The sequence below is a fragment of the Frankia sp. AvcI1 genome (assembly GCF_001420875.1).
Classification (GTDB): Bacteria; Actinomycetota; Actinomycetes; order Frankiales; family Frankiaceae; genus Frankia; species Frankia alni.
This window is the reverse complement of record NZ_LJFZ01000026.1, coordinates 22700-39961: the sequence shown is the minus strand read 5'-3', so window position 1 is coordinate 39961 and position 17262 is coordinate 22700. Positions and strand designations below refer to the sequence as shown.

The window sequence follows — 17262 nt, the reverse complement described above, 5'->3', positions numbered from 1 at the left end:
NTCCCAGCCTGGCGCAGGCGCGGGCGGTGTCCGACGGGATCAAGGCGATGNTCGCGGAGCGGTACGCCATCACCCACGTGACGATCGAGTCCGAGTGCGAGCCGTGCACCCCCCCGCACGACGACCCGTGCGGCATCGCCCGTGACCGCNCGGCGGCCGGCGAGCCGAGGATGTCCGGGGCCGGCCGCGACTGATCGGCTGCCGTTACCGGCCACGCCCGCGGATCGACCTGCCCGAGCTGCTGTTCGAGGTGCATGCCTGGACCGGGTTCCTCGACGCCTACGTCCACGTCTCCGGTGCGCAGGCCCGCTTCACCGACCACGAACAGCCCGGCACTCACTCGCGGCCGGTCCAGCTCGACGTCACCGACGACGCCTCCGTGCAGGCCGCGGCGGCCGCCATCGACGCCGACGGCATCCTCCCTGGTGATCTTCACTTCCCTTGCGCACGATGAAGGCGACGGCCCCGTGCAGGCCGGCCTCGGGAGCTCCATGTAGCAGACGCCGATCGCGTCGAGGGTGGCGTTCGGAACCCCACCGGTATCGCCTGGCCACAGGTGCGGGAACTGCTGGCGGCAGGCGCGGAATGTTCGGCCCATCCCTCACCACCGGCGCACGCCGCCACCAGCAGCATGCAGACCACACCCGCCGCAGTCCGCATCGAAGGATGCGAGGATCGCCTGCGCACCATTCCCTGCCCTGACACTATTACGTAGCCAGTCGGCTCAGTCGGCGGTGATGTGCGCGATGCCGATGGGCATGCGGTCGGTGAAGGCGGTGACGCCGAAGGTCTTGTTCAGGGCGCCCGCGGCGGTGTCGGTCAGCTGCACCTGGGTTCCGTCGAGCTTGGCGCGGCCCGCGCTGTCCTTGCTGATCTTCAGGTTGGTGCCGTCGAGGTAGAACAGCGGGACCTTGGCGTTACCCATCTCGACAACCTCGGCGTTGAGCATGGAGGTGCCCGGGTCGACGGTGAAGTTCTGCACGGTCAGGGTCTTCGTCCCGGCGGAGAACCGCAATCCGCTGCCCTGATGCTCGATGTGTCCCTGGACGTATGGGGTGACCTGCGTCCGGTCGAAGATCTTCACTGCGCCGCCGGTGATCGGGAAGTCGAGGGTCGGCCCGTACTGCTGGGTGAGTTTTCCGGTGCCGGTCGGGGCGACCGCGACACCGAGCGACTTCAGTGCGGTCAGGACGGCCGGGTCCACCGCGACGGCGGTGTCGCTGCCGGTGAGTGCGGCAATCGCGGCCTGCGGGGCGGGCGACGCGCTGGCCGCCGGGGTTGCCGGGGCTGCCGGGGCTGCGGCTGCGGCGCTGCCACCACTGCCGCCGTTGCTGTCGCCGCTGTCGCCGCAGGCGGCGAGGCCGAGCAGGAGCGGGCCGGCGAGGAACGCGCTGGCGGTGGCGGCGGCGAGGCGAGGACGGCGCATGAGATCTCCCGAGGTCGTGGTGAGCTGACACCAGGAGTTCGGACCGTTGCGCCCCGCGGATTGGTCCCCACCTCGGTTTTCCGAGCCGGCGTCGCAGTTTTCGGCCGGCGTCGTAGTTTCCTGGCCGGCATTGCAGTTTCCTGGCCGGCATCGCGGTCGCGGTCGCGGTGGCGGGTGGCGCATGAGCCGGGGCCGGGACGGTCAGCTGGGCAACGGCGTCGTGCCGACGGGCGGTGTCGTCGGCACGGGTGAGCCGCCGGATGGTTCGACGGTGAGCGCGAGGGACCGGGCACCGCGGACGTCGTCGAGCTGCCAGATCCCCGCACCCGCCCGGCCGTCCACGAAGCCGGCCGAGCGGGGTCCCGCCGCCGAGATCAACCAGAGCTGGTAGGTCCGGCCGGCGGGCAGCGTGGGCAGTCCCCGGGCGGACACCACGGCGATGTGTCCGACGCTTGCGGTGCGCAGNGTCCCCCCGCCGTGCAGGGACGCGGCGTCGGTGGCGACGAGGGCGGCGGCGGCCAGCCTCCGGGCCTGCTCGGTCTGGGCTCGGGCGGCGCTGAGCTGGTGGCGCTCGTCGAGGGCGACGCCCCCGAGCACACCGCAGGCGACGACCGCGGCCGCAGCCACCGCGGCGATCGCGCGGGCCGCAGGGGACGGGCGGGATGCGCGGGATGCGCGGTCGCCGTGGTGGCCCGCACGCCGGGTCGAGAGCTGGGTGGGATGGCGGGTCGTCGGCGGATCCGCGGGGGGTGGCGCCGCGGGGGGTGGCGCCGGCGGCACGGCGGGGGGGCGTTGGCGGGTCACCGAGATCGCGTCGAGGACGGCGTCGCGCAGGGCCGGCGGCGGTGCCTCGGCCGTCAGTTGGGCGAGGTTCGCCGCGGCGCGGGAGAGCCGGTCCGCCTCGGCGGCGCACGCCGGGCAGGCGGCAATGTGCTCCTCGGCGGCCGACCGGTCGGCGGCATCGAGGGCGTCGAGGGCGTAGGCGGCGGTCAGAGTGTGCGCGTCGGCGGTGTTCATGAGTCCATCCCCAGGCAGTCCGACAGCCGGCTGAGNCCGTCGCGCATGCGGGTCTTGACCGTCCCGACCGGCACGGTGAGCAGCTCGGCGACCTCACGGTAGGTGAAACCCGAGTAGTAGGCGAGGGTGATCGACTCCCGCTGGCGGGGCGTGAGGCTGTCGAGGCACCCGCGGACCCGCTCGTGTTCGAGGTGCAGTTCCACCTGCTCGGCGACCTGGTCGTGGGCGCGGGCGGCGTACATTCCGGCCGCCCGGTGCTCGCGGGCCTTCTCGGCCTCGACGGATCGGACCCGGTCGACGGCGCGGCGGTGGGTCATTGTCGATACCCAGCCGGTGACGCTGCCCCGGTCCGGGTCGAATCGGCAGGCGTCACGCCACACCGCGACGAAGACCTCCTGCGCGACCTCCTCGGCCTGGGCGNGATCGCGCAGGACCCGGCGGGCCAGGCCGAACACCAGGGGGGCGAGCCGGTCGTAGAGGGCCGCGAACCCGTCCCGGTCGCCTCGCGCGACCCCGATGAGCAGCGCCTCGAGTGTCGGTGCCGGGGGAACGCCCCTGGGGACGTCCTGCCCGCCGCGCACGGCGTGCAACGCCCGCGCCCGGCCGTCCTTGGTTCCCATGCCCTGCCCGCCTTCCGGCCGCCTGCGGCTCCTGCCAGGGCTGCCCCGCCCCCGGCCCCCGCGCGTCCGGTGGACGCGCCGGGATCACGACCTGCCGGGCGCCGGGCCCGCCGGGCAACTCGGCGGACGGCCCGGCGTCGGTGGGTCCTGAGGGGGTTCGCAGCTGCCGGCGCGGCGGATTGGTCGGACAGGGCGGCACGCTACCGCCGGCGCAATACCCGCGACGCGCTCGACGTGCTGGTGGCCAACGTCAGGATCGCCTGTGCGCAGCTGCCGGTCCCGCTGGCGCTGGAGAACCCGGCCGCGTTGCTGCGCTGGCCGGACGGCGAGCTGGCCCCCGCCGATTTTCTGGCCGAGCTGGCCGAGCGGACGGGCGCGCTGCTGCTCGTCGACGTCGCGAACCTCCACGGCGACGCGGTCAACCACGGCCTCGACCCGGTCGCCGCCTTCGACCGGCTGCCCTGGGAGCGGGTCGCCTACCTGCACGTCGCCGGCGGGTCGATGCACGAGGGCCGCTACCACGACACCCATCTGCACCCGGTCGGGGCGCCGCAGCTGGAGTTGCTGGCGGACGCTGTCCGGCGATGTCCGCCGGGGCGGGCCGCCTACCTTCTCGAACGTGACGGCCGCTATCCGCCGGCCGCCGAGTTCCACGCCGAGTGCGACCGTGTCCAGCCCGCCGCGGCGCACGCAGAGAGGCAGCTGCCATGGCAACCGCAGTGAAGATCGTGCTGGTGGTTCTGGTGGTGGTCGTCGGCGCACTGCTGCGCTGAGAGGGTTGCTCGACTTCGTGGTGAGGCGCGTCGGCGGCAGCTCCGTCGGCCGGTGGCATGACGGGGGGAGCTGGGGCTACGGCGAGAGCGGAGGGTCCGGAGGGGGCGACTTCGGCTTCGGTGGCGGGTCCGATGGTGGCGGGTCCGACGGAGGCGGCGGTGGGGACGGCGCCGGTGGATCCTGACGCGGCGCGGGCACGGCTGGCGGTGGGGCAGAGCGCGCTGGTCGCGGCGCTGGTCGCCGGCGGTGCCGATCCGGCGGGTTTCGACCCGGGGGCAATGGAGGCGACCCGGCGGGCGCTGGTCGACAAGCGCCGGGCCGGGGTCGCACGCCGGTGGCCGACGCTCGCGGCCGAACCCGAGTTCGGCGTCCGGTTCCAGGCCTGGGCCGCCGGGCGGCCCCCCGCCGGCGCCTACGCCGACGGTGTCGCCTTCGGGCAGGCGAACCGCGACGAGCTGTCCGAGGGCGCCCGGGTCGAGGTGCTCCGGGCCCGCTGCGTGCGGCGCCGCCTGGCGGTGCTGGTCGACCGTGCGGCCGGGGGCACGCTGCTCGCGGTGCGCGCACCCGGCCTGGGCACCCTCATCCTGGGTGCCCCACGCTGAGGCGGTGGTGGCCAGCAGGTCCGCGCGCAACCCGACAGTCGGACTTCGGTGTCTGGGGGCGAGCAGGATTCGTACAGCCGTTGGCGGGCGGTAGTCCGTCAGGATGGTGGACGGGATACCCGTTGAGTTGCCCGACAGGTGTGTAGGGATCGCGAACGGATGACCACTCGCTGTGACGTTGGCCAGTAGATGGCCAAAAGCCGCGATAGTTGGCCAGTCTGCGGCTAGNGCTGGACGCTGNCAAACTGGACGCTGTCAGGTGTACGTAGCAGTCNCGGCCAGCGGTCACGCTCAGTCTCGGTGGGCCTGGATGAGCCAGGCTGCCGAGTCGTACAGGACGCCTCGTGCGGTGTGGTGCTCGGCCAGGTTGGTTCGCAGTTCGTCGAGCGCGCGGCTCTTGATGTCGGGGTCGAGGTCGCGTACCAGTCCGGAGTGCTGGGCGGAGACGAACCGGAAGGCGTCGTCGGGATCGGGACCGAAGTACATGGGCTCGGTGAGGCCCTCCACCCGGACGTCGCAGAACCCGGCAGTGTTCAGCAGCGACCGGATCCGGTCGGGGTCGCTGAAGGCGAACGGGCTCGGCGCGTCCGACGGTGGGACGGGTATATCCCGGCCGGCGGCCAGGCAGGTGAAGAAGGCCTGGAGCCACTCGTTGCNCTCGAAGGGCTGCCAGGTCAGCAGGACGATGCGCCCGGCGGGGCGCAGGGCGCGCGCGAGGTTGGTGAAGGCGGCGACGGGATCGCCAAAGAACATCACCCCGTGCCGGCTGACGGCAACGTCGAAGGCTTCGGCGGGAAAGGGGTGGATCTGTGCGTCGGCCTGCTCGAAGGTCACGTTCGTGACGTGCTCGCGTTCGGCGCGTCGACGGNCCAGCTCGAGCATCTGTGCGGACAGGTCCACACCCAGGACTGATCCGGCGGTGGCGCGGCGGGCGGCGTCCAGGGTCGTCCGTCCACTGCCGCACCCGACATCGAGCACGGCTGCCGTCTCGTCGATCGCGGCCGCGGCCAGAAACCGATCACGGTAGGCCGCGACCCCCTCATCGAAGCGGTCGGCGTGGGCGACCCAGAAAGCGCCTCCGCTGCCGTCCCAGCTGGCGAGCTGGGTGGCGTTCGACGCGTCGACGCGGAGCTCGGTGACCATGGCGCCCACTCTGCCAGAGCGCCAAGTGGCCCCCCGACCCTGGCTGAACAGGAGTTCGGGGAGCGAGGGGAAGGTTTCGGCGGCCGTCATCGTGGACCGGGATCGTTGGTCGCCGGCTGCGACGCTGNCGGTCCGCTGAGCGGAGTGCAGGAAGGCATCAGAGATGCGCTGACCCCGCAGCTGCGCGTGGCGGCGGCGGTCTTCGCACCGGGACGGCTCGCCGACGCCGCCCTCCGCAATGTCGCGACCCCGACCCCGACCCCGACCCTGGATCCGAATCCGGACTCTCCGATCCCGAACTCGACGTAGTCATCCGCCGGGCACTCCTCGTCGACGGCACCGGTCTCCCGGAGCCGGGCTCGTCGACGCGGCGGTCTCGGCGGCTACTCGATCTGCCGGCCCAGCCGTTCTGCGTACCGTCGGATCCGGGCCGGGTCGTCGGCGACATAGCTGGTCCACTCCTCGGCCAGCGCCTGCCATCGGACGGGTTGCCCCGGCTCACCGCGCAAAGGTGTCGAGCCGTCGACGATCGTCACGTAGGACAGGCCGAGCGTGGCTGGCCAGTCGTGGTGATAGGCCCGCACGACGACCATGGCAGGTGTGGGCAGCAGCGCGGCGTGCACTCCGGTCTCCTCGAGGAGCTCTACATTCTGGGGTCGAGGAAGCCTCTCCATGGGAACACGCAGGCGGCTCGGGGCTCACCAGGGCAGGGGGCCGTCGGCGTCGACGTAGGCGCCGGTGGGGCCGTCGGTGCCGNCCAGCGCCAGGCGGACGATGATCTCGGCGCCCTGTTCGACGGTCTGGGTGCCGGTGTTGGCGTTGAGGTCGGTCCTGGTGAAGCCGGGTTCCACGGCGTTGATCCGCATGGTTGGGAACGCCTTCGCGTACTGCACGGTGATCATGTTGAGGGCGGCCTTCGAGGCGGGGTAGGCGACGCCCGGGTAGGCGTACCTGGGGGNGCCCGGGGNGGTGACCGCGGTCAGCGAGGCCAGGCCGCTGCTGACGTTGACCACGACCGGGGCGGCGGACCGGGCCAGCAGGGGCAGAAACGCGTGGGTGACGCGCACCGCGCCGACGACGTTCGTCTCGAACGCCGCGCGCATCACCTCGGCGGTGACGTCCGCGGCGCCGGGGTCCCCGCTCGGCGCGATGCCGGCGTTGTTGACCAGCACGTCGAGCCCTCCGTCTGCGACGACGACGCTCGCCGCGGCCTGCACGGAGGCGTCGTCGGTGACGTCGAGCTGGACCATCCGCGCGCCCAGCCGCTCGGCGGCGAGGCGTCCCCGTTCGGCGTCCCGGCTTGCCAGGTAGACGGTGTGGCCCGCGGCGAGCAGGCGACGGGCGGTCTCGAAGCCGAGACCCTTGTTCGCTCCGGTGATCAGGGTGGTGGTCATGCCCTCAGGGTGCGGGCCGGCGCGGCGGTCAGCCAGGCGTCCGATCGTCCTGGGACTGNCGGTACCAGGACGATCCACCGGGGTGCGGTGCACAGTGGCGTCATGGCGCGTCCGGAGTCCCAGCATCCGGAGTTCCAGCACCGGCAGGCCCAGCACCGGCAGGCCGAGCGCCCACAGCTCGGGCGCAGCGAGTTCGGGCGCACGGTGCGGCGCTGGCGCGACCGGGTCTCCCCGCAGGCGGCCGGGCTGCCCGTCGGCGGCCATCGGCGCGCGCCCGGGCTGCGCCGCGAGGAGCTCGCCCTGCTGGCCGGGATCTCGGTCGACTATGTCAGCCGGCTTGAGCAGGGCCGGGCGACCAATCCGTCGGACCAGGTCGTCGAGGCGTTGGGGCGGGCGTTGNGCGTGTCCGCGGCCGAGCGTGAGCATCTGTTCCGCCTCGCCGGGCTCGTGCCCCCGGGGCGGGGCTCGGTGCCCGCCTACATCACCCCGGGGGTGCAGCGGATGCTGGACCGGCTGTCCGGGACGCCGGTGGCGGTCAGCGACGCGGCGTGGACGCTGCTGCTGGCCAACCCGCTGTACACGGGGTTGATGGGGCAGCGCCGCGGCAGCGAGCGCAACGCGGTGTGGCGCACCTTCCTCGGCGCGCCCAGCCGCGTGCGCCACAGCCCGCAGTCCCAGGACGACCTCGAGGTCTCGCAGGTCTGCNCGTTGCGGGCGGCGGCGCGCCGGTATCCGGCGGACCAGCGGCTGCGTCGCCTGGTCGCCAGCTGCGCGCGCGCAGTGACCGGTTCGCGCAGCTGTGGGATTCCGCTGCGGTGGGCCGGGCCGAGGCGGGGCGCAAGACCGTCGATCATCCGCGGGTGGGCGCCGTGACGCTGGACTGCGACGTGCTCAGCGTCGCGGGCAGTGACCTGCGCATCCTGGTCCACACGGCCGAGCCCGGCTCGCCCGACGCCGAACGTCTCGCCCTGCTCGCCGTCCTCGGCACCCGGACCCTGGCTCCTGCAGAGGACAGGGAACAGCCGCGCGGGAGCGCAACGATGGGCGACGGCCGCTCGGGAGGCGCGTGAACGCCGATGCCGGGCCGGGAACGGGTGGGGTCAGCGCCCGCGCCTACGTACAGCTGGATAGCGTACGGCCGTGTTCGACTGGAGTCACAACGCCTACTACCACCGGCTGCTGCTGCGCCAACTGCCGCAGCCAGGCCGACGGGTGCTGGATGTCGGCTGTGGCGCCGGGGCGTTCGCGGCCCGGCTCGCCCAGCGCAGTGAGCAGGTCGACGCCGTCGACCGCTCCGCCGAGATGATCGAGCAGGCGAGGCGAGGCACCCCGCGCAACGTNCACTGCGTGCTCGCCGATGTGCTGGCCGACCCGCTGCCAGGCAAGGACTACGACGCGATCTTCTCGATCAGCGCGCTGCACCACATGCCGTTGCCGGAGGCGCTCGGGGTGCTCGCGGCCGCCCTGCGNCCCGGTGGGGTCCTTGCCGCCGTNGTCCTGCCCCGGAGGGACCTGCGCCACGAACTGCCCNTCGAGATCGTCGCGGCGCTCGGACACCGCCTGCTGGGCGTGGTGTTCTTCGCGAACAGGCTGCTGGGACGGGGGAGCTCCTTCGCGAAGGACCCCGCGCACGCAAGCATGCCCGTGGTCATGAATCCGCCNCTGACCACCCGAGAGGCCGCCCGCCAGGCCGCCGCCGTGCTGCCTGGCGTGCGCGTGCGACGACTGCTGTTCTGGCGTTACCTCCTGATCTGGCAGAAGCCGATCACCCCGGCCGGCTGACAGATCGGGCTCGGCCGCCGCCGCAGAGAGACCACCTTGTCGGCCCGGCGCAGGACGCGCATGCGCCAACGCATGCGGTTGGGCGTGCCGCGGTCATGATCGTCGTGGGTGTCTCCGTGCGCCCAGATCACGGCGCCTTGCCAGGAACCAGGCGAGGCTGCGGCGGNACGACTGATCACCATGGTCTTTGGAGGAGTGCTCCTGGACGGTGGCGGGGAGACGGGCTCTCAGGACGGCGGGCCGACCTGCCCGAATGGCACGGATTGCGGGATCTTCTGNCTTGCGCTGCACGGGACTGTCACGGCGTGTCGAAGTCCGTCCCCCGGGAGACCGTCTCCCAGGCGGCGAGCTCAGCTCGTACCGAGTCCAGGTGCCCAACGAGGAAGTCCACCGCGTCACCGCCGAGAGCGAGTCGCAGCGGGGTGTTCTCGNCATCCAAGGCCAGCCGGATCGCCCTTGCGGCCTTGGCCGGGTCCCCCGGCTGGGTGCCGTCGCCATCCTGTACCAGCTTGCGGGTGGCACNGACTTTCTCCGCGTATGCCGGGTGCTCCTCAGAGAAGTAGGCCGCGCCCTGGCCGAACAGGTTGGTGCGGAAAGCGCCGGGCTCCACGATCAGCACCTTGATACCGAACGGCGCCACCTCGTCGGCCAGGCCCTCCGACAGTTGCTCCAGCGCCGCCTTGGTCGCGCTGTACGCGGAGAACCCGGCGAAAGACAGCTGTCCACCGAAACTGCTGATGTTCACGACCGAACCGCTGCCCCGCTCCCGCATCTGCGGCAGGAGCGCCCGGGTCAGCCGCGCCGGACCGAACACGTGTAGCTCGAACAGGTCGCGAAGCTCCCGGTCTGTGGTCTCCTCGAACGCCCNGACCTGCGTGCGCCCGGCGTTGTTCACCAGCACGTCCACTCGGCCGTAGCGGGCCAGAACGTCGGCGGTCACCGCGTCGATCCGGCCGCCGTCGGTGACGTCCAGACTGATCGCCTCCACCCTGTCGGGGTACGCGGCAAGCAGGTCGGCCAGCGCCTCGGTTCGTCGGGCCGTGCCGATCACNGTGTCGCCGGCGGTGACCGCCGCCTCAGCGATCGCCCGCCCGAAACCGCTGCTCGCGCCAGTAACCAGCCAGACCTTGCCGTTCTCAGTCATCTCTTCGACTCCTCTGTCGACTTCCATTCGGGATCNCCCCGCCGACGCCCCATCCTTCGCCGGGATTCCAGGTCGTGTCCAAGACCTGTCGTGATAGCCACGANTTATGTGAGAGCAGCGCACCAGAAGGTCGGCCGTGACCAGCTTGGTGATCGAGCCGATCCGGAAACGGGTGCCGGCGTGCACCGGTTCCCCGGTCTCCACGTCGGACACTCCCGCCGCGCCGACGCTCAGCGCACCGTCGACAATGCCGGCGACCTGCACACCCGCGACCGACGGCAGCGTGGCGAGCCGCTGCGCCGTCGCCTGCGGGTCGACCGCAAGCGCGCCGATGGGGTTGTCCGCGGGCTCGGTCACGGGGTTGGTCATCCGGCATTCTCGACGCCTTCGACATCGACGCCTTCGACATCACCGAAGGACCCGACTATCCACGGCGGATCCGACGTCGGCCGACCAGATTCGGCAGTCGGCGGACCGCGTCCAGGACCGGCTGGCCGTCTCCGGTCGCTGCCAGCGGCAGCGCCTCGGCGAGCAGGGGGAGGAAAGGGCGGACCGTGCCATAGCGGCGGGCCAGCTCGGCGCGCATCACCGTCTCCAGGCTGGCGTCGTCGGGCACCAGCTCCTCGACCAGCGCGGCGGCCTCCAGCACCCGTTCCCGCGGCGCGACCTGCTCCACGACCGCCCAGGCTGCGGCGACGTCGAGCGCCTCGCCGTCCGTGCCGGCCAGCAGGCCCAGCAGCGCGGATGCCGCGCCGGCGAGGGTGACCGACGCCTTCTCCAGCTTCGGCAGGACGGCGAGCCGTTCCTGCTGCGCGGCGCGGCGCGCCGGGTTGAGCAGCCGGGTCGCCATCAGCACGTCGAACAGATCCAGGGCGTCGTCGACCGCCGCCGCTTCCAGACCGCGCACCGTCGCCAGCAGGGTCGCGGTACGCCGCGGCTCGGCGAGCTCACGCAGCAGCGGCGCCTTGGCCGCCAGGCCGTAGCGGGCCAGCATCGCCAGCCGGTTCGCCGGCACTCCCGACACGTCCACCTCGCCGGCGCCCACCACGATGACCTCGGCGGCCCGGGCCAACGCCCGCTCCAAGCCCGGGCCCGACGTCCGCGTCGGCCCCCGCCGCAGCCGCTCCAGCTCGCTCACCCGGGCACCCGGCGCCACCTCGAGGAGATTCCGCAGCCGTCCGGCCAGCTGCCGGTCGGCCTGCTCAGCCGCGACGGCGAGCTCCTGGTGCACCCGGTCGGTGGCCTCGCTGCGCACGGAGACCACCAGACGAGCCAGAACACTCACTCCCGGCAAGAGCACCCGGCTACGGCGCAGCCACGCGGTGGCCTGGCCGAACAGNGCCACCGGGCCCTCTGCCTGCGTCCACGCCCGGNTCGCCAGGAACGCCTGCAGCTCCGCGGCTGCCTGCGGGTCGGTGAAGTCTCGGTAGCCGTAGACCGACCGGATCTCCCGGGCATGCTCATGCTGCGTCGGCAGCCGCTCGGTGTACCGCTTCACCACCGACGAGTCCGCAACGTCCAGCTGGCCCGCGAGGTAGTCCACCACCACCCACGGCACCTCCAGCGGATCGCTCAGGAACGTCCCCAGGAAACNCACCGTCCCGAGCTGAACGGCGAACCCCAGCCGCGAGTGCTCGCCCCGGTGCCGGCCCACGAGCTCCCGGTCGGCGTCATCCAAGAAGAAGAACCGCTCCAGCTCAGCCCGCACAGGCTCACCATCGAACCGCCCGTACGCCGCAACCTGCTCATCTGCGAGGAACTCCACCGGCACACACAGAACATCGACCCTGCGGCCGCCGACGACCGAGCCGCCCTAACCGTTCAATCCTGCGCGGTTCTCCCTCGGACCCCTCTACGGCCGCGCGAACGGGCACCGCGGGGAGAAGATCGTTTCTTGGTGCCGGCAGGCCACGTCGGCATTCTCGACGCAGGATGTGTCGCTTGCCTGTCCCCCGGCTGCCCGGGTCTCCGCCACGCACTGGTGCAGTCGGTGCAGATAGGTCTGCCGGTAGGCGAGGATCAGGCCGGCCGTCAGCAGCCCGACGGCCAACGCCACCGTCCACCGTCGCGCGGCCTGCCGGTCCTGGCCCCACCAGGCCAGCAGCAGCGCGGCCAAGGGCGCGCCGGCCGCCAGGCCGGCGGCCCATTGCAGGATCCGAGCGATTCCGGACCCCAGAGTTCGGACCGTCGGTTCGCCGGGTGCGGCCCAGGTGTCCAAGACCAGCGCGCCGTACATCATTGCGGCCGTCCCGAGCACCCAGCCGAGGGCCAGCATCACCCGCAGGAAAACGAGCGGTTCNCCCTCGCGCCCCGCCGGGCCGTCCATCACGAGGGACTCGTCGGTCTGGCTGTCGTCGCGCCAGACGGGCCGCCGGAGCCAGCCCAACCCAACACCCCCTGAACCTCCGCGGCCGCACCGGAACCCACCCCGGGCACGAGCCTCCCACGGATGGTACGAAAACGTCCACGGCGGGTAACAGGGCGAAACGCGACTTCTGAAACGAAAACGAACGTAACTGTGGGCGCGCCAACCTGACCCGAGCTGCCGCTTGCCGCTGGGACGTGGGTCGCGGCGNCTGACGGCCGTGAGGTCAGCGGAGGAACTCCACCGGCACACACAGATCATCGACCCTGCGGCCGCCGACGACCGAGCCGCCCTAACCGTTCAATCCTGCGCGGTTCTTCCTCGGACCCCTCGACGTGCGTCGCACCGGGGATGATCGAGGCGAGGCCGGTCGCGGCCGTGCGTAGGAACGGCCGGGTGGCGGTGCCGTTGATGAGCAGTACGGGTGTGGTGATCGCGGCGAAGTCCGCGATGCGGTCGGCGTTTTCGCGAACGATGGCGAAGTCCACCGGGAGTGCTTCGGCCTGCGCACGTCTCTGTGCGGAGGTGAGCATGCGGCGGGAGAACGCCGCGAGGATCGGGACCGGCGGGCCGAACATCCACGGCGGGCCCATCTGCGAGATCTTCATGCCGAGCCCCATCGCGGTCGCGAGGTCACCCGCGGCGACCGCGGCGTCCATCCGCGGGGCGAGGTCCAGGCGCATCGAGCCGTCGAGGGAGAGGGGCGGCTCGAACAGGGCCAGGCGTTCGATGATCTCAGGGCGGGCCAGGGCAGCCCTCGCGGCGATGATCGCGCCGGAGCTGACGCCCAGGATCCGGCGGGCGCCGGTCGCGTCGAGCACGGCGAGGAGGTCGCCGACGTCCACGGCGGTCGTGACCGCGTCAGGGTAGGGTCCGCTCGCGCCGCGCCCGCGACGGTCGATCAGGTGGGGGCCTCGGGGTAACCGATATGAAGGCGCTGAGCATCCTGCTGCACGACGGGCCGCAGACCGCGGGCTCCCTGATGGCGCGGCTGGCCGTGACCTCGGGAGNCGTCACCGGCGTCATCAACCGCCTCGAGGACCACCGGCTTGCCCGCAGGCAGGCAGACCCGCGGGACGGNCGCAAGGTCGTTGTCACAGTGGACCTCGCCGGNCTGGCCGCTCGCGAGAATGTCTATCTCAGCATCGGGGCCGCCTTCGACCGGCTCCACGCCACCTACTCCACCCAGGAGCTGCGTTTCCTCACCCGGCACCTGGAAGCCTCCATCGAGATCACCCGCCAGGAGACAGCCGCCCTCAACCGTGCCAGGGACAGTCCCGCGCGCGACCTTCGCCGACGACCGTGACCGCACCCAGCGGCACCGCGCCGCGATCCGACGCCGTCGGGGTCCAGGACCGAGTCGTGGCGCCAGACGAACCCGACCGTCGACGTCCACACCCGCCCCAGCCGTCAGCCCAGGGCGGTGGCGGCGCGCCCGGCGGCGTCCGCCGCAGCCAGGACGTCGACGTAGTCGCGCAGGTGGGCGATCTGCCCATCGCGGACGGTGAGGACGACGATGTTGGGCAGCGCGAACGCCCGACCGCTGGACGTGTTCCTCCCGAGGGCCTCCTGCTCNACGATGATCGTCTGAGGGTCNCCGGTGTCGTGGCTGGCGATGGTGCGGTACCGCTCGTACCGCAGCGGGAGAGTGCGCCAGCCCGTGGCTATCCAGCCCACGATCTCGTCCCGGCCCGTGAGCCGGGACGGCACGCCGGGCGGGGTGAACGGAAACTCATGGATCGCGTCGGCCGCGTAGAGGCCCCGCATGTCATCGGCGGCCTGCCTGATTGCCGCGCCGCGATAAAGCTCCAGGACTTCACGTAGGCCCGCCGTCGGCTCGGTCGGTTCCATCTCGATCGGTTCCATGTCGAATGCGCACCTTTCTCACTGCGGACGGAAAGGACGTGCGATGGCCTTCACGTCACCATCGTTGGCGGTGCGCGTCCAAGACCCGCCGAGTCACGATCGATAATCTGCCGGCATGGATCGACCGCTGGAGACCCGCGAACTGGTGCACTTCCTGGCGGTGNCCGACGAGCTGCATTTCAGCCGGGCCGCCGCCCGGCTTGGCATCGCCCAGCCGGCGCTGTCGAAGTCAATCCAGAAGCTGGAGCGCCGCCTGGGTGTCGTCCTGTTCGAGCGCAACAGCCGGGCGGTGACGCTGACCTCGGCCGGGCAGGTGCTGGCCCGCGAGGCGCGCCACGCTCTGGACGCGGTGGATGCCGCGGTCCGGCGTACCCGGCGGGCGGACGCCGGTGACCCGCACCTGATCCTGGCGATGAAGGCAGGCGGGGACGCGGGCCTGCTGTCGGCGATCCTCACCGCCTGCGACCGCGAGCCGTGCTCACTGCCGGTGCGGGTGATCTTCCATACCGACCGCGTCCGGCTGCTGCGCGACGGACTCGCCGACGCCGCCCTGCTGTACAGCCCGGCCGAGGACCTCAGCGGGCTCGACACCGANCCGCTGCTGACCGAACCTCTGATGGCCGTGCTCCCCGCCTCGCACCCACTCGCCGCCCGAGCGAGCCTGCGCACGGCCGATCTCCGCGACGAGAACGTCCACGGGCAGCGTGGGCCGACCACCGGCCCCGAGGCGCGCAGCCTCACCGAACTGCTGCAACTCGTCGCGCTAGGCCAGACGGTTGCCATGGTCCCGCGGTTCGTGACCACACCACTACGCCACGATCTCGCCTGTGTGCCGGTGACAGACGCCCAGCCCGTCACCCTGCTGCTCGCCTGGCCCGCCCACAGCACGTCGCCGGNCCTCGCAGCCCTCGTGCGAGCCGCCAGCGCAGCCAGTCCCGGGCGGTGAGGCGGCCGGCGCTGTCTGATCCAGAACGAGCCCCGAGGCTGCGGTCTGACGGTGAACTCGGTAGTGGGTAAAGCTGGCGCGCAATTCCATCCGGGGGAGCGGTGATCCTGAGCCCATGGAACCTGTGCTGGAACCGGCCCCGGTGGTGGTGCGTCTCGCCCGCGCCGACGATTTTCCCGCTGCGCTGGACGTCTGGCGCCGGGCCAATGGTGCCCGTGGACGACCTCCCGACGCTCAGCGGATCATCAGGGTGCGGGCGAAACTCACCGCCCCCGATGCACTTCTGGTCATCGCCGGCGCCGACACGAAGGTTCTCGGCATGCTGCTGGCCGAGCCGGGCCGCGATCAGGACGGGCGGGGGCCGAGACTGACCGGGCTGTGCCATATCTCGATGGTCTTCGTCCACCCCGAGCACTGGGGGCGACGAGTCGGAGAGCTGCTGATCGGCTATCTCGTGGACCAGGCCGGCAGTCACGGGTTCACTCGGCTGCAGCTGTGGACCGGGGCTGACAACGACCGGGCGCTGCGCCTCTACCGTCGGGTCGGCTTCGTTCCGAGCGGACGGGTATCCCGGACGGCCGATGCAGTGGCCATCGTGCAGATGGTGCGCTCGGTCGCGTCATAGCGGTCCCGTCACGGCGGCCGAAGCAAGGCTCGGCGGCCGGCGCGGGCCGCGTTCGCGCAACGCCCTGGAGCTGTGCGGCGGGTCGCGGCGTGCGGTGCGCGGGATCGGGGGCAGGGAAGGCGCACGGCACGCCGCAACGGACCCGTCGGCACCGTGACCGGTGGGACGGACGGCGGGGGCGGGGGCGGCGTCGTGGCGCGGCCGGCCCCGATGGTCGTTCGGCGGTGCTGGGTCACGCGGCAGTGCGGGTCACGCGGCAGTGCGGGTCGGACGGCGGTGCGGGTCAGGCGGCGGTGAAGACGAGGGTGGCGTTGTGGCCGCCGAAGCCGAACGCGTTGGCGACGGCGGCGTGGACGGTGTCGTGGCGGGCGGTGCCGGTGACCACGTCGAGTTTGATCGCCGGATCGAGGCGGTCGAGGTTGCGCACGGGGGGGATCGCGCCGTCGCGCAGGGCGCAGATCGCCGCGATCGCCCCGATGGCGCCGGCGGCGCCGAGGGTGTGACCGGTCATCGACTTCGTCGCGGTGACCGCCGGGTGGGTGCCGATGGTCTCGGCGATCGCCTCGGCCTCCAGCGGGTCGCCGACCGGGGTGGAGGTGGCGTGGGCGTGCACGAGGCCGATGTCGGTGGGCACGACGCCCGCGCGGGCCAGGGCGGTGCTGATGGCGCGGGACTGTCCGGCGGGGTCGGCGGTGACGATGTCGAGGGCGTCGGAGTTGACCGCGGCGCCGGCGGCGACGGCGTGCACCCGGGCGCCGCGGGCGGCGGCGAAGGAGGCCCGTTCGAGGACGACGATGCCGGCGCCCTCACCGAGGACGAAGCCGTCGCGGTCGGCGTCGAAGGGGCGGGAGGCGGCCGCGGGATCGTCGTGGCGGGTCGACAGCGCCCTCATCTGCGCGAACGCGGCCAACGGCAGGTTGTCGACGGCGGCCTCGACGCCGCCGGCGACGACGACGTCGGCGAGGTCGTGCTGGATCATCTCCATGCCGACGGCGATCGCCTCGGCGCCTGAGGCGCAGGCGCTGACCGGGGTGCGGGCGCCGGCGCGGGCGCCGAGGTCGATGCTGACCCAGGCGGCCGGCCCGTTGGCCATCAGCATGATGATCGCGTGGGGGGACATCTTGCGGGCGTTGCCGGCCTCGACGATGCGGTGCTGGCTGAGGGTGGAGGCCACCCCGCCGTAGCCCGTGCCGATGACGACGGCGAGGCGCTGCGGGTCGACGTCGGGCCGGCCGGCCTGCGCCCACGCCTCGCGGGCGGTGACGATCNCCATCTGCTCGCAGCGGTCGAGGCGGCGGCTTTCCTTGCGGGGCAGTGACGCCCCCGGGTCGACGGGAAGCCGGGCGGCGAGGCGGACGGGCAGGTCCGCCGCCCAGTCGTCCTCGAGGACAGTGACGCCGGAGCGGCCCGCAAGCAGCCCGCTCCACGTGGCGTCGAGGTCACCTCCGAGCGGGGTCATCGCGCCGATCCCCGTGACCACGATCTTCTCGTGCACCGCCCTGTCTCCCTTTCGCCGCGTGGTGGAGCGGGACGGCCGTGTCAAGGTCTCGCTCCGTTG

13 protein-coding genes and 18 pseudogenes are annotated in these 17262 nt (G+C 72.4%); 14 read left to right on the top strand and 17 right to left on the bottom strand.

The features are described 5' to 3' along the window. Position 1: 1 nt before the first annotated feature. Together UK94_RS62875 and UK94_RS74780 are read left to right on the top strand one after the other, a co-directional pair. Positions 2–50: pseudogene (locus tag UK94_RS62875) on the top strand (hypothetical protein); the annotation flags it as partial. Position 51: 1 nt separating this feature from the next. Continuing rightward, a pseudogene (locus tag UK94_RS74780) lies at positions 52–149 on the top strand (hypothetical protein); the annotation flags it as partial. A 575-nt stretch (positions 150–724) separates the two neighbouring features. On the opposite strand, the gene UK94_RS23170 reads toward UK94_RS74780, so the two are convergent. The 3 genes and pseudogenes from UK94_RS23170 to UK94_RS62870 form a co-directional block, all read right to left on the bottom strand. Beyond that, on the bottom strand, positions 725–1426 hold the full coding sequence (locus UK94_RS23170) for a hypothetical protein (RefSeq protein ID WP_055751492.1): 702 nt from the start codon (positions 1424–1426) through the stop codon (positions 725–727). 1053 nt (positions 1427–2479) lie between these two features. Further along, a pseudogene (locus UK94_RS23160) lies at positions 2480–2863 on the bottom strand (sigma-70 family RNA polymerase sigma factor); the annotation flags it as partial. Position 2864: 1 nt separating this feature from the next. Further along, a pseudogene (locus tag UK94_RS62870) lies at positions 2865–3063 on the bottom strand (RNA polymerase subunit sigma); the annotation flags it as partial. On the opposite strand from UK94_RS62870, the gene UK94_RS23155 reads away from it, so the two are divergent. Next, positions 3028–3786, top strand: a complete 759-nt coding sequence (locus tag UK94_RS23155) for a DUF692 family protein (RefSeq protein ID WP_308203116.1) — start codon at positions 3028–3030, stop codon at positions 3784–3786. The pseudogene UK94_RS62870 and the gene UK94_RS23155 overlap by 36 nt on opposite strands. 224 nt (positions 3787–4010) lie before the next feature. Continuing rightward, positions 4011–4439, top strand: coding sequence for a hypothetical protein (locus UK94_RS23150; protein WP_235489386.1), 429 nt, complete (start codon positions 4011–4013; stop codon positions 4437–4439). 291 nt (positions 4440–4730) lie between these two features. On the opposite strand, the pseudogene UK94_RS62865 reads toward UK94_RS23150, so the two are convergent. From UK94_RS62865 to UK94_RS62845, 6 genes and pseudogenes are all read right to left on the bottom strand, one after another. Next, positions 4731–5095, bottom strand: a pseudogene (locus UK94_RS62865) (SAM-dependent methyltransferase); the annotation flags it as partial. Between the two features lies 1 nt (position 5096). Continuing rightward, positions 5097–5307: pseudogene (locus UK94_RS62860) on the bottom strand (methyltransferase domain-containing protein); the annotation flags it as partial. Position 5308: 1 nt separating this feature from the next. Beyond that, a partial coding sequence (locus UK94_RS62855) for a class I SAM-dependent methyltransferase (protein ID WP_235489449.1) occupies positions 5309–5582 on the bottom strand: 274 nt, incomplete at its 3' end. A 383-nt stretch (positions 5583–5965) separates the two neighbouring features. Continuing rightward, positions 5966–6205 carry a hypothetical protein gene (locus tag UK94_RS23135; protein ID WP_235489383.1) on the bottom strand — a complete coding sequence of 80 codons (240 nt, stop codon included), beginning with the start codon at positions 6203–6205 and terminating at the stop codon, positions 5966–5968. 134 nt (positions 6206–6339) lie between these two features. Then, positions 6340–6540, bottom strand: a 201-nt coding sequence (locus UK94_RS62850; protein WP_235489446.1) for an SDR family NAD(P)-dependent oxidoreductase, incomplete at both ends; no start/stop codon positions are given. Between the two features lie 10 nt (positions 6541–6550). Further along, positions 6551–6976: SDR family NAD(P)-dependent oxidoreductase (locus UK94_RS62845; RefSeq protein WP_235489381.1), on the bottom strand; the 426-nt coding region annotated here is incomplete at its 3' end. Between the two features lie 102 nt (positions 6977–7078). Between UK94_RS62845 and UK94_RS62840 the strand changes: the two are divergent. From UK94_RS62840 to UK94_RS62820, 5 genes and pseudogenes are all read left to right on the top strand, one after another. Beyond that, positions 7079–7375, top strand: a pseudogene (locus UK94_RS62840) (helix-turn-helix transcriptional regulator); the annotation flags it as partial. Positions 7376–7477: 102 nt separating this feature from the next. Beyond that, a pseudogene (locus UK94_RS62835) lies at positions 7478–7681 on the top strand (transcriptional regulator); the annotation flags it as partial. 62 nt (positions 7682–7743) lie between these two features. Beyond that, positions 7744–8046: a hypothetical protein gene (locus UK94_RS62830; RefSeq protein ID WP_256789547.1), complete on the top strand. Its 303-nt coding sequence runs from the start codon at positions 7744–7746 to the stop codon at positions 8044–8046. A gap of 70 nt (positions 8047–8116) precedes the next feature. Next, a pseudogene (locus UK94_RS62825) lies at positions 8117–8316 on the top strand (class I SAM-dependent methyltransferase); the annotation flags it as partial. A gap of 1 nt (position 8317) precedes the next feature. Next, positions 8318–8445, top strand: a pseudogene (locus UK94_RS62820) (class I SAM-dependent methyltransferase); the annotation flags it as partial. Between the two features lie 611 nt (positions 8446–9056). On the opposite strand, the pseudogene UK94_RS62815 reads toward UK94_RS62820, so the two are convergent. The 6 genes and pseudogenes from UK94_RS62815 to UK94_RS23100 form a co-directional block, all read right to left on the bottom strand. Then, positions 9057–9189 (bottom strand): annotated as a pseudogene (locus UK94_RS62815) (hypothetical protein); the annotation flags it as partial. Position 9190: 1 nt separating this feature from the next. After that, a pseudogene (locus UK94_RS62810) lies at positions 9191–9280 on the bottom strand (short-chain dehydrogenase/reductase); the annotation flags it as partial. Between the two features lies 1 nt (position 9281). Next, positions 9282–9625: pseudogene (locus tag UK94_RS62805) on the bottom strand (SDR family NAD(P)-dependent oxidoreductase); the annotation flags it as partial. A gap of 1 nt (position 9626) precedes the next feature. Next, positions 9627–9809, bottom strand: a 183-nt coding sequence (locus tag UK94_RS62800) for an SDR family NAD(P)-dependent oxidoreductase (RefSeq protein ID WP_235489377.1), incomplete at its 3' end; no start/stop codon positions are given. Position 9810: 1 nt separating this feature from the next. After that, a pseudogene (locus UK94_RS62795) lies at positions 9811–9902 on the bottom strand (short-chain dehydrogenase/reductase); the annotation flags it as partial. Positions 9903–12524: 2622 nt separating this feature from the next. Continuing rightward, complete coding sequence (locus UK94_RS23100; RefSeq protein WP_083866808.1) at positions 12525–13172, bottom strand: alpha/beta hydrolase; 648 nt, start codon at positions 13170–13172, stop codon at positions 12525–12527. 209 nt (positions 13173–13381) lie between these two features. Between UK94_RS23100 and UK94_RS62790 the strand changes: the two genes are divergently transcribed. The 5 genes and pseudogenes from UK94_RS62790 to UK94_RS23080 form a co-directional block, all read left to right on the top strand. Further along, a partial coding sequence (locus UK94_RS62790) for a hypothetical protein (RefSeq protein WP_235489375.1) occupies positions 13382–13573 on the top strand: 192 nt, incomplete at its 5' end. Positions 13574–14248: 675 nt separating this feature from the next. Continuing rightward, positions 14249–14296: pseudogene (locus UK94_RS74775) on the top strand (hypothetical protein); the annotation flags it as partial. A gap of 1 nt (position 14297) precedes the next feature. Next, positions 14298–14727 (top strand): annotated as a pseudogene (locus UK94_RS62785) (LysR family transcriptional regulator); the annotation flags it as partial. Between the two features lies 1 nt (position 14728). Next, positions 14729–15029: pseudogene (locus UK94_RS62780) on the top strand (LysR family transcriptional regulator); the annotation flags it as partial. A 165-nt stretch (positions 15030–15194) separates the two neighbouring features. After that, a complete protein-coding gene (locus tag UK94_RS23080; RefSeq protein ID WP_011604789.1) occupies positions 15195–15704 on the top strand; it encodes a GNAT family N-acetyltransferase in 510 nt (169 codons plus the stop codon). A gap of 283 nt (positions 15705–15987) precedes the next feature. Here the strand turns inward: UK94_RS23080 and UK94_RS23075 are convergent. Further along, positions 15988–16972: pseudogene (locus tag UK94_RS23075) on the bottom strand (beta-ketoacyl-[acyl-carrier-protein] synthase family protein); the annotation flags it as partial. 1 nt (position 16973) lies between these two features. Beyond that, on the bottom strand, positions 16974–17199 hold a 226-nt coding region (locus UK94_RS62775; protein WP_268761570.1), incomplete at its 3' end, for a beta-ketoacyl synthase N-terminal-like domain-containing protein. Between the last annotated feature and the right edge of the window lie 63 nt (positions 17200–17262).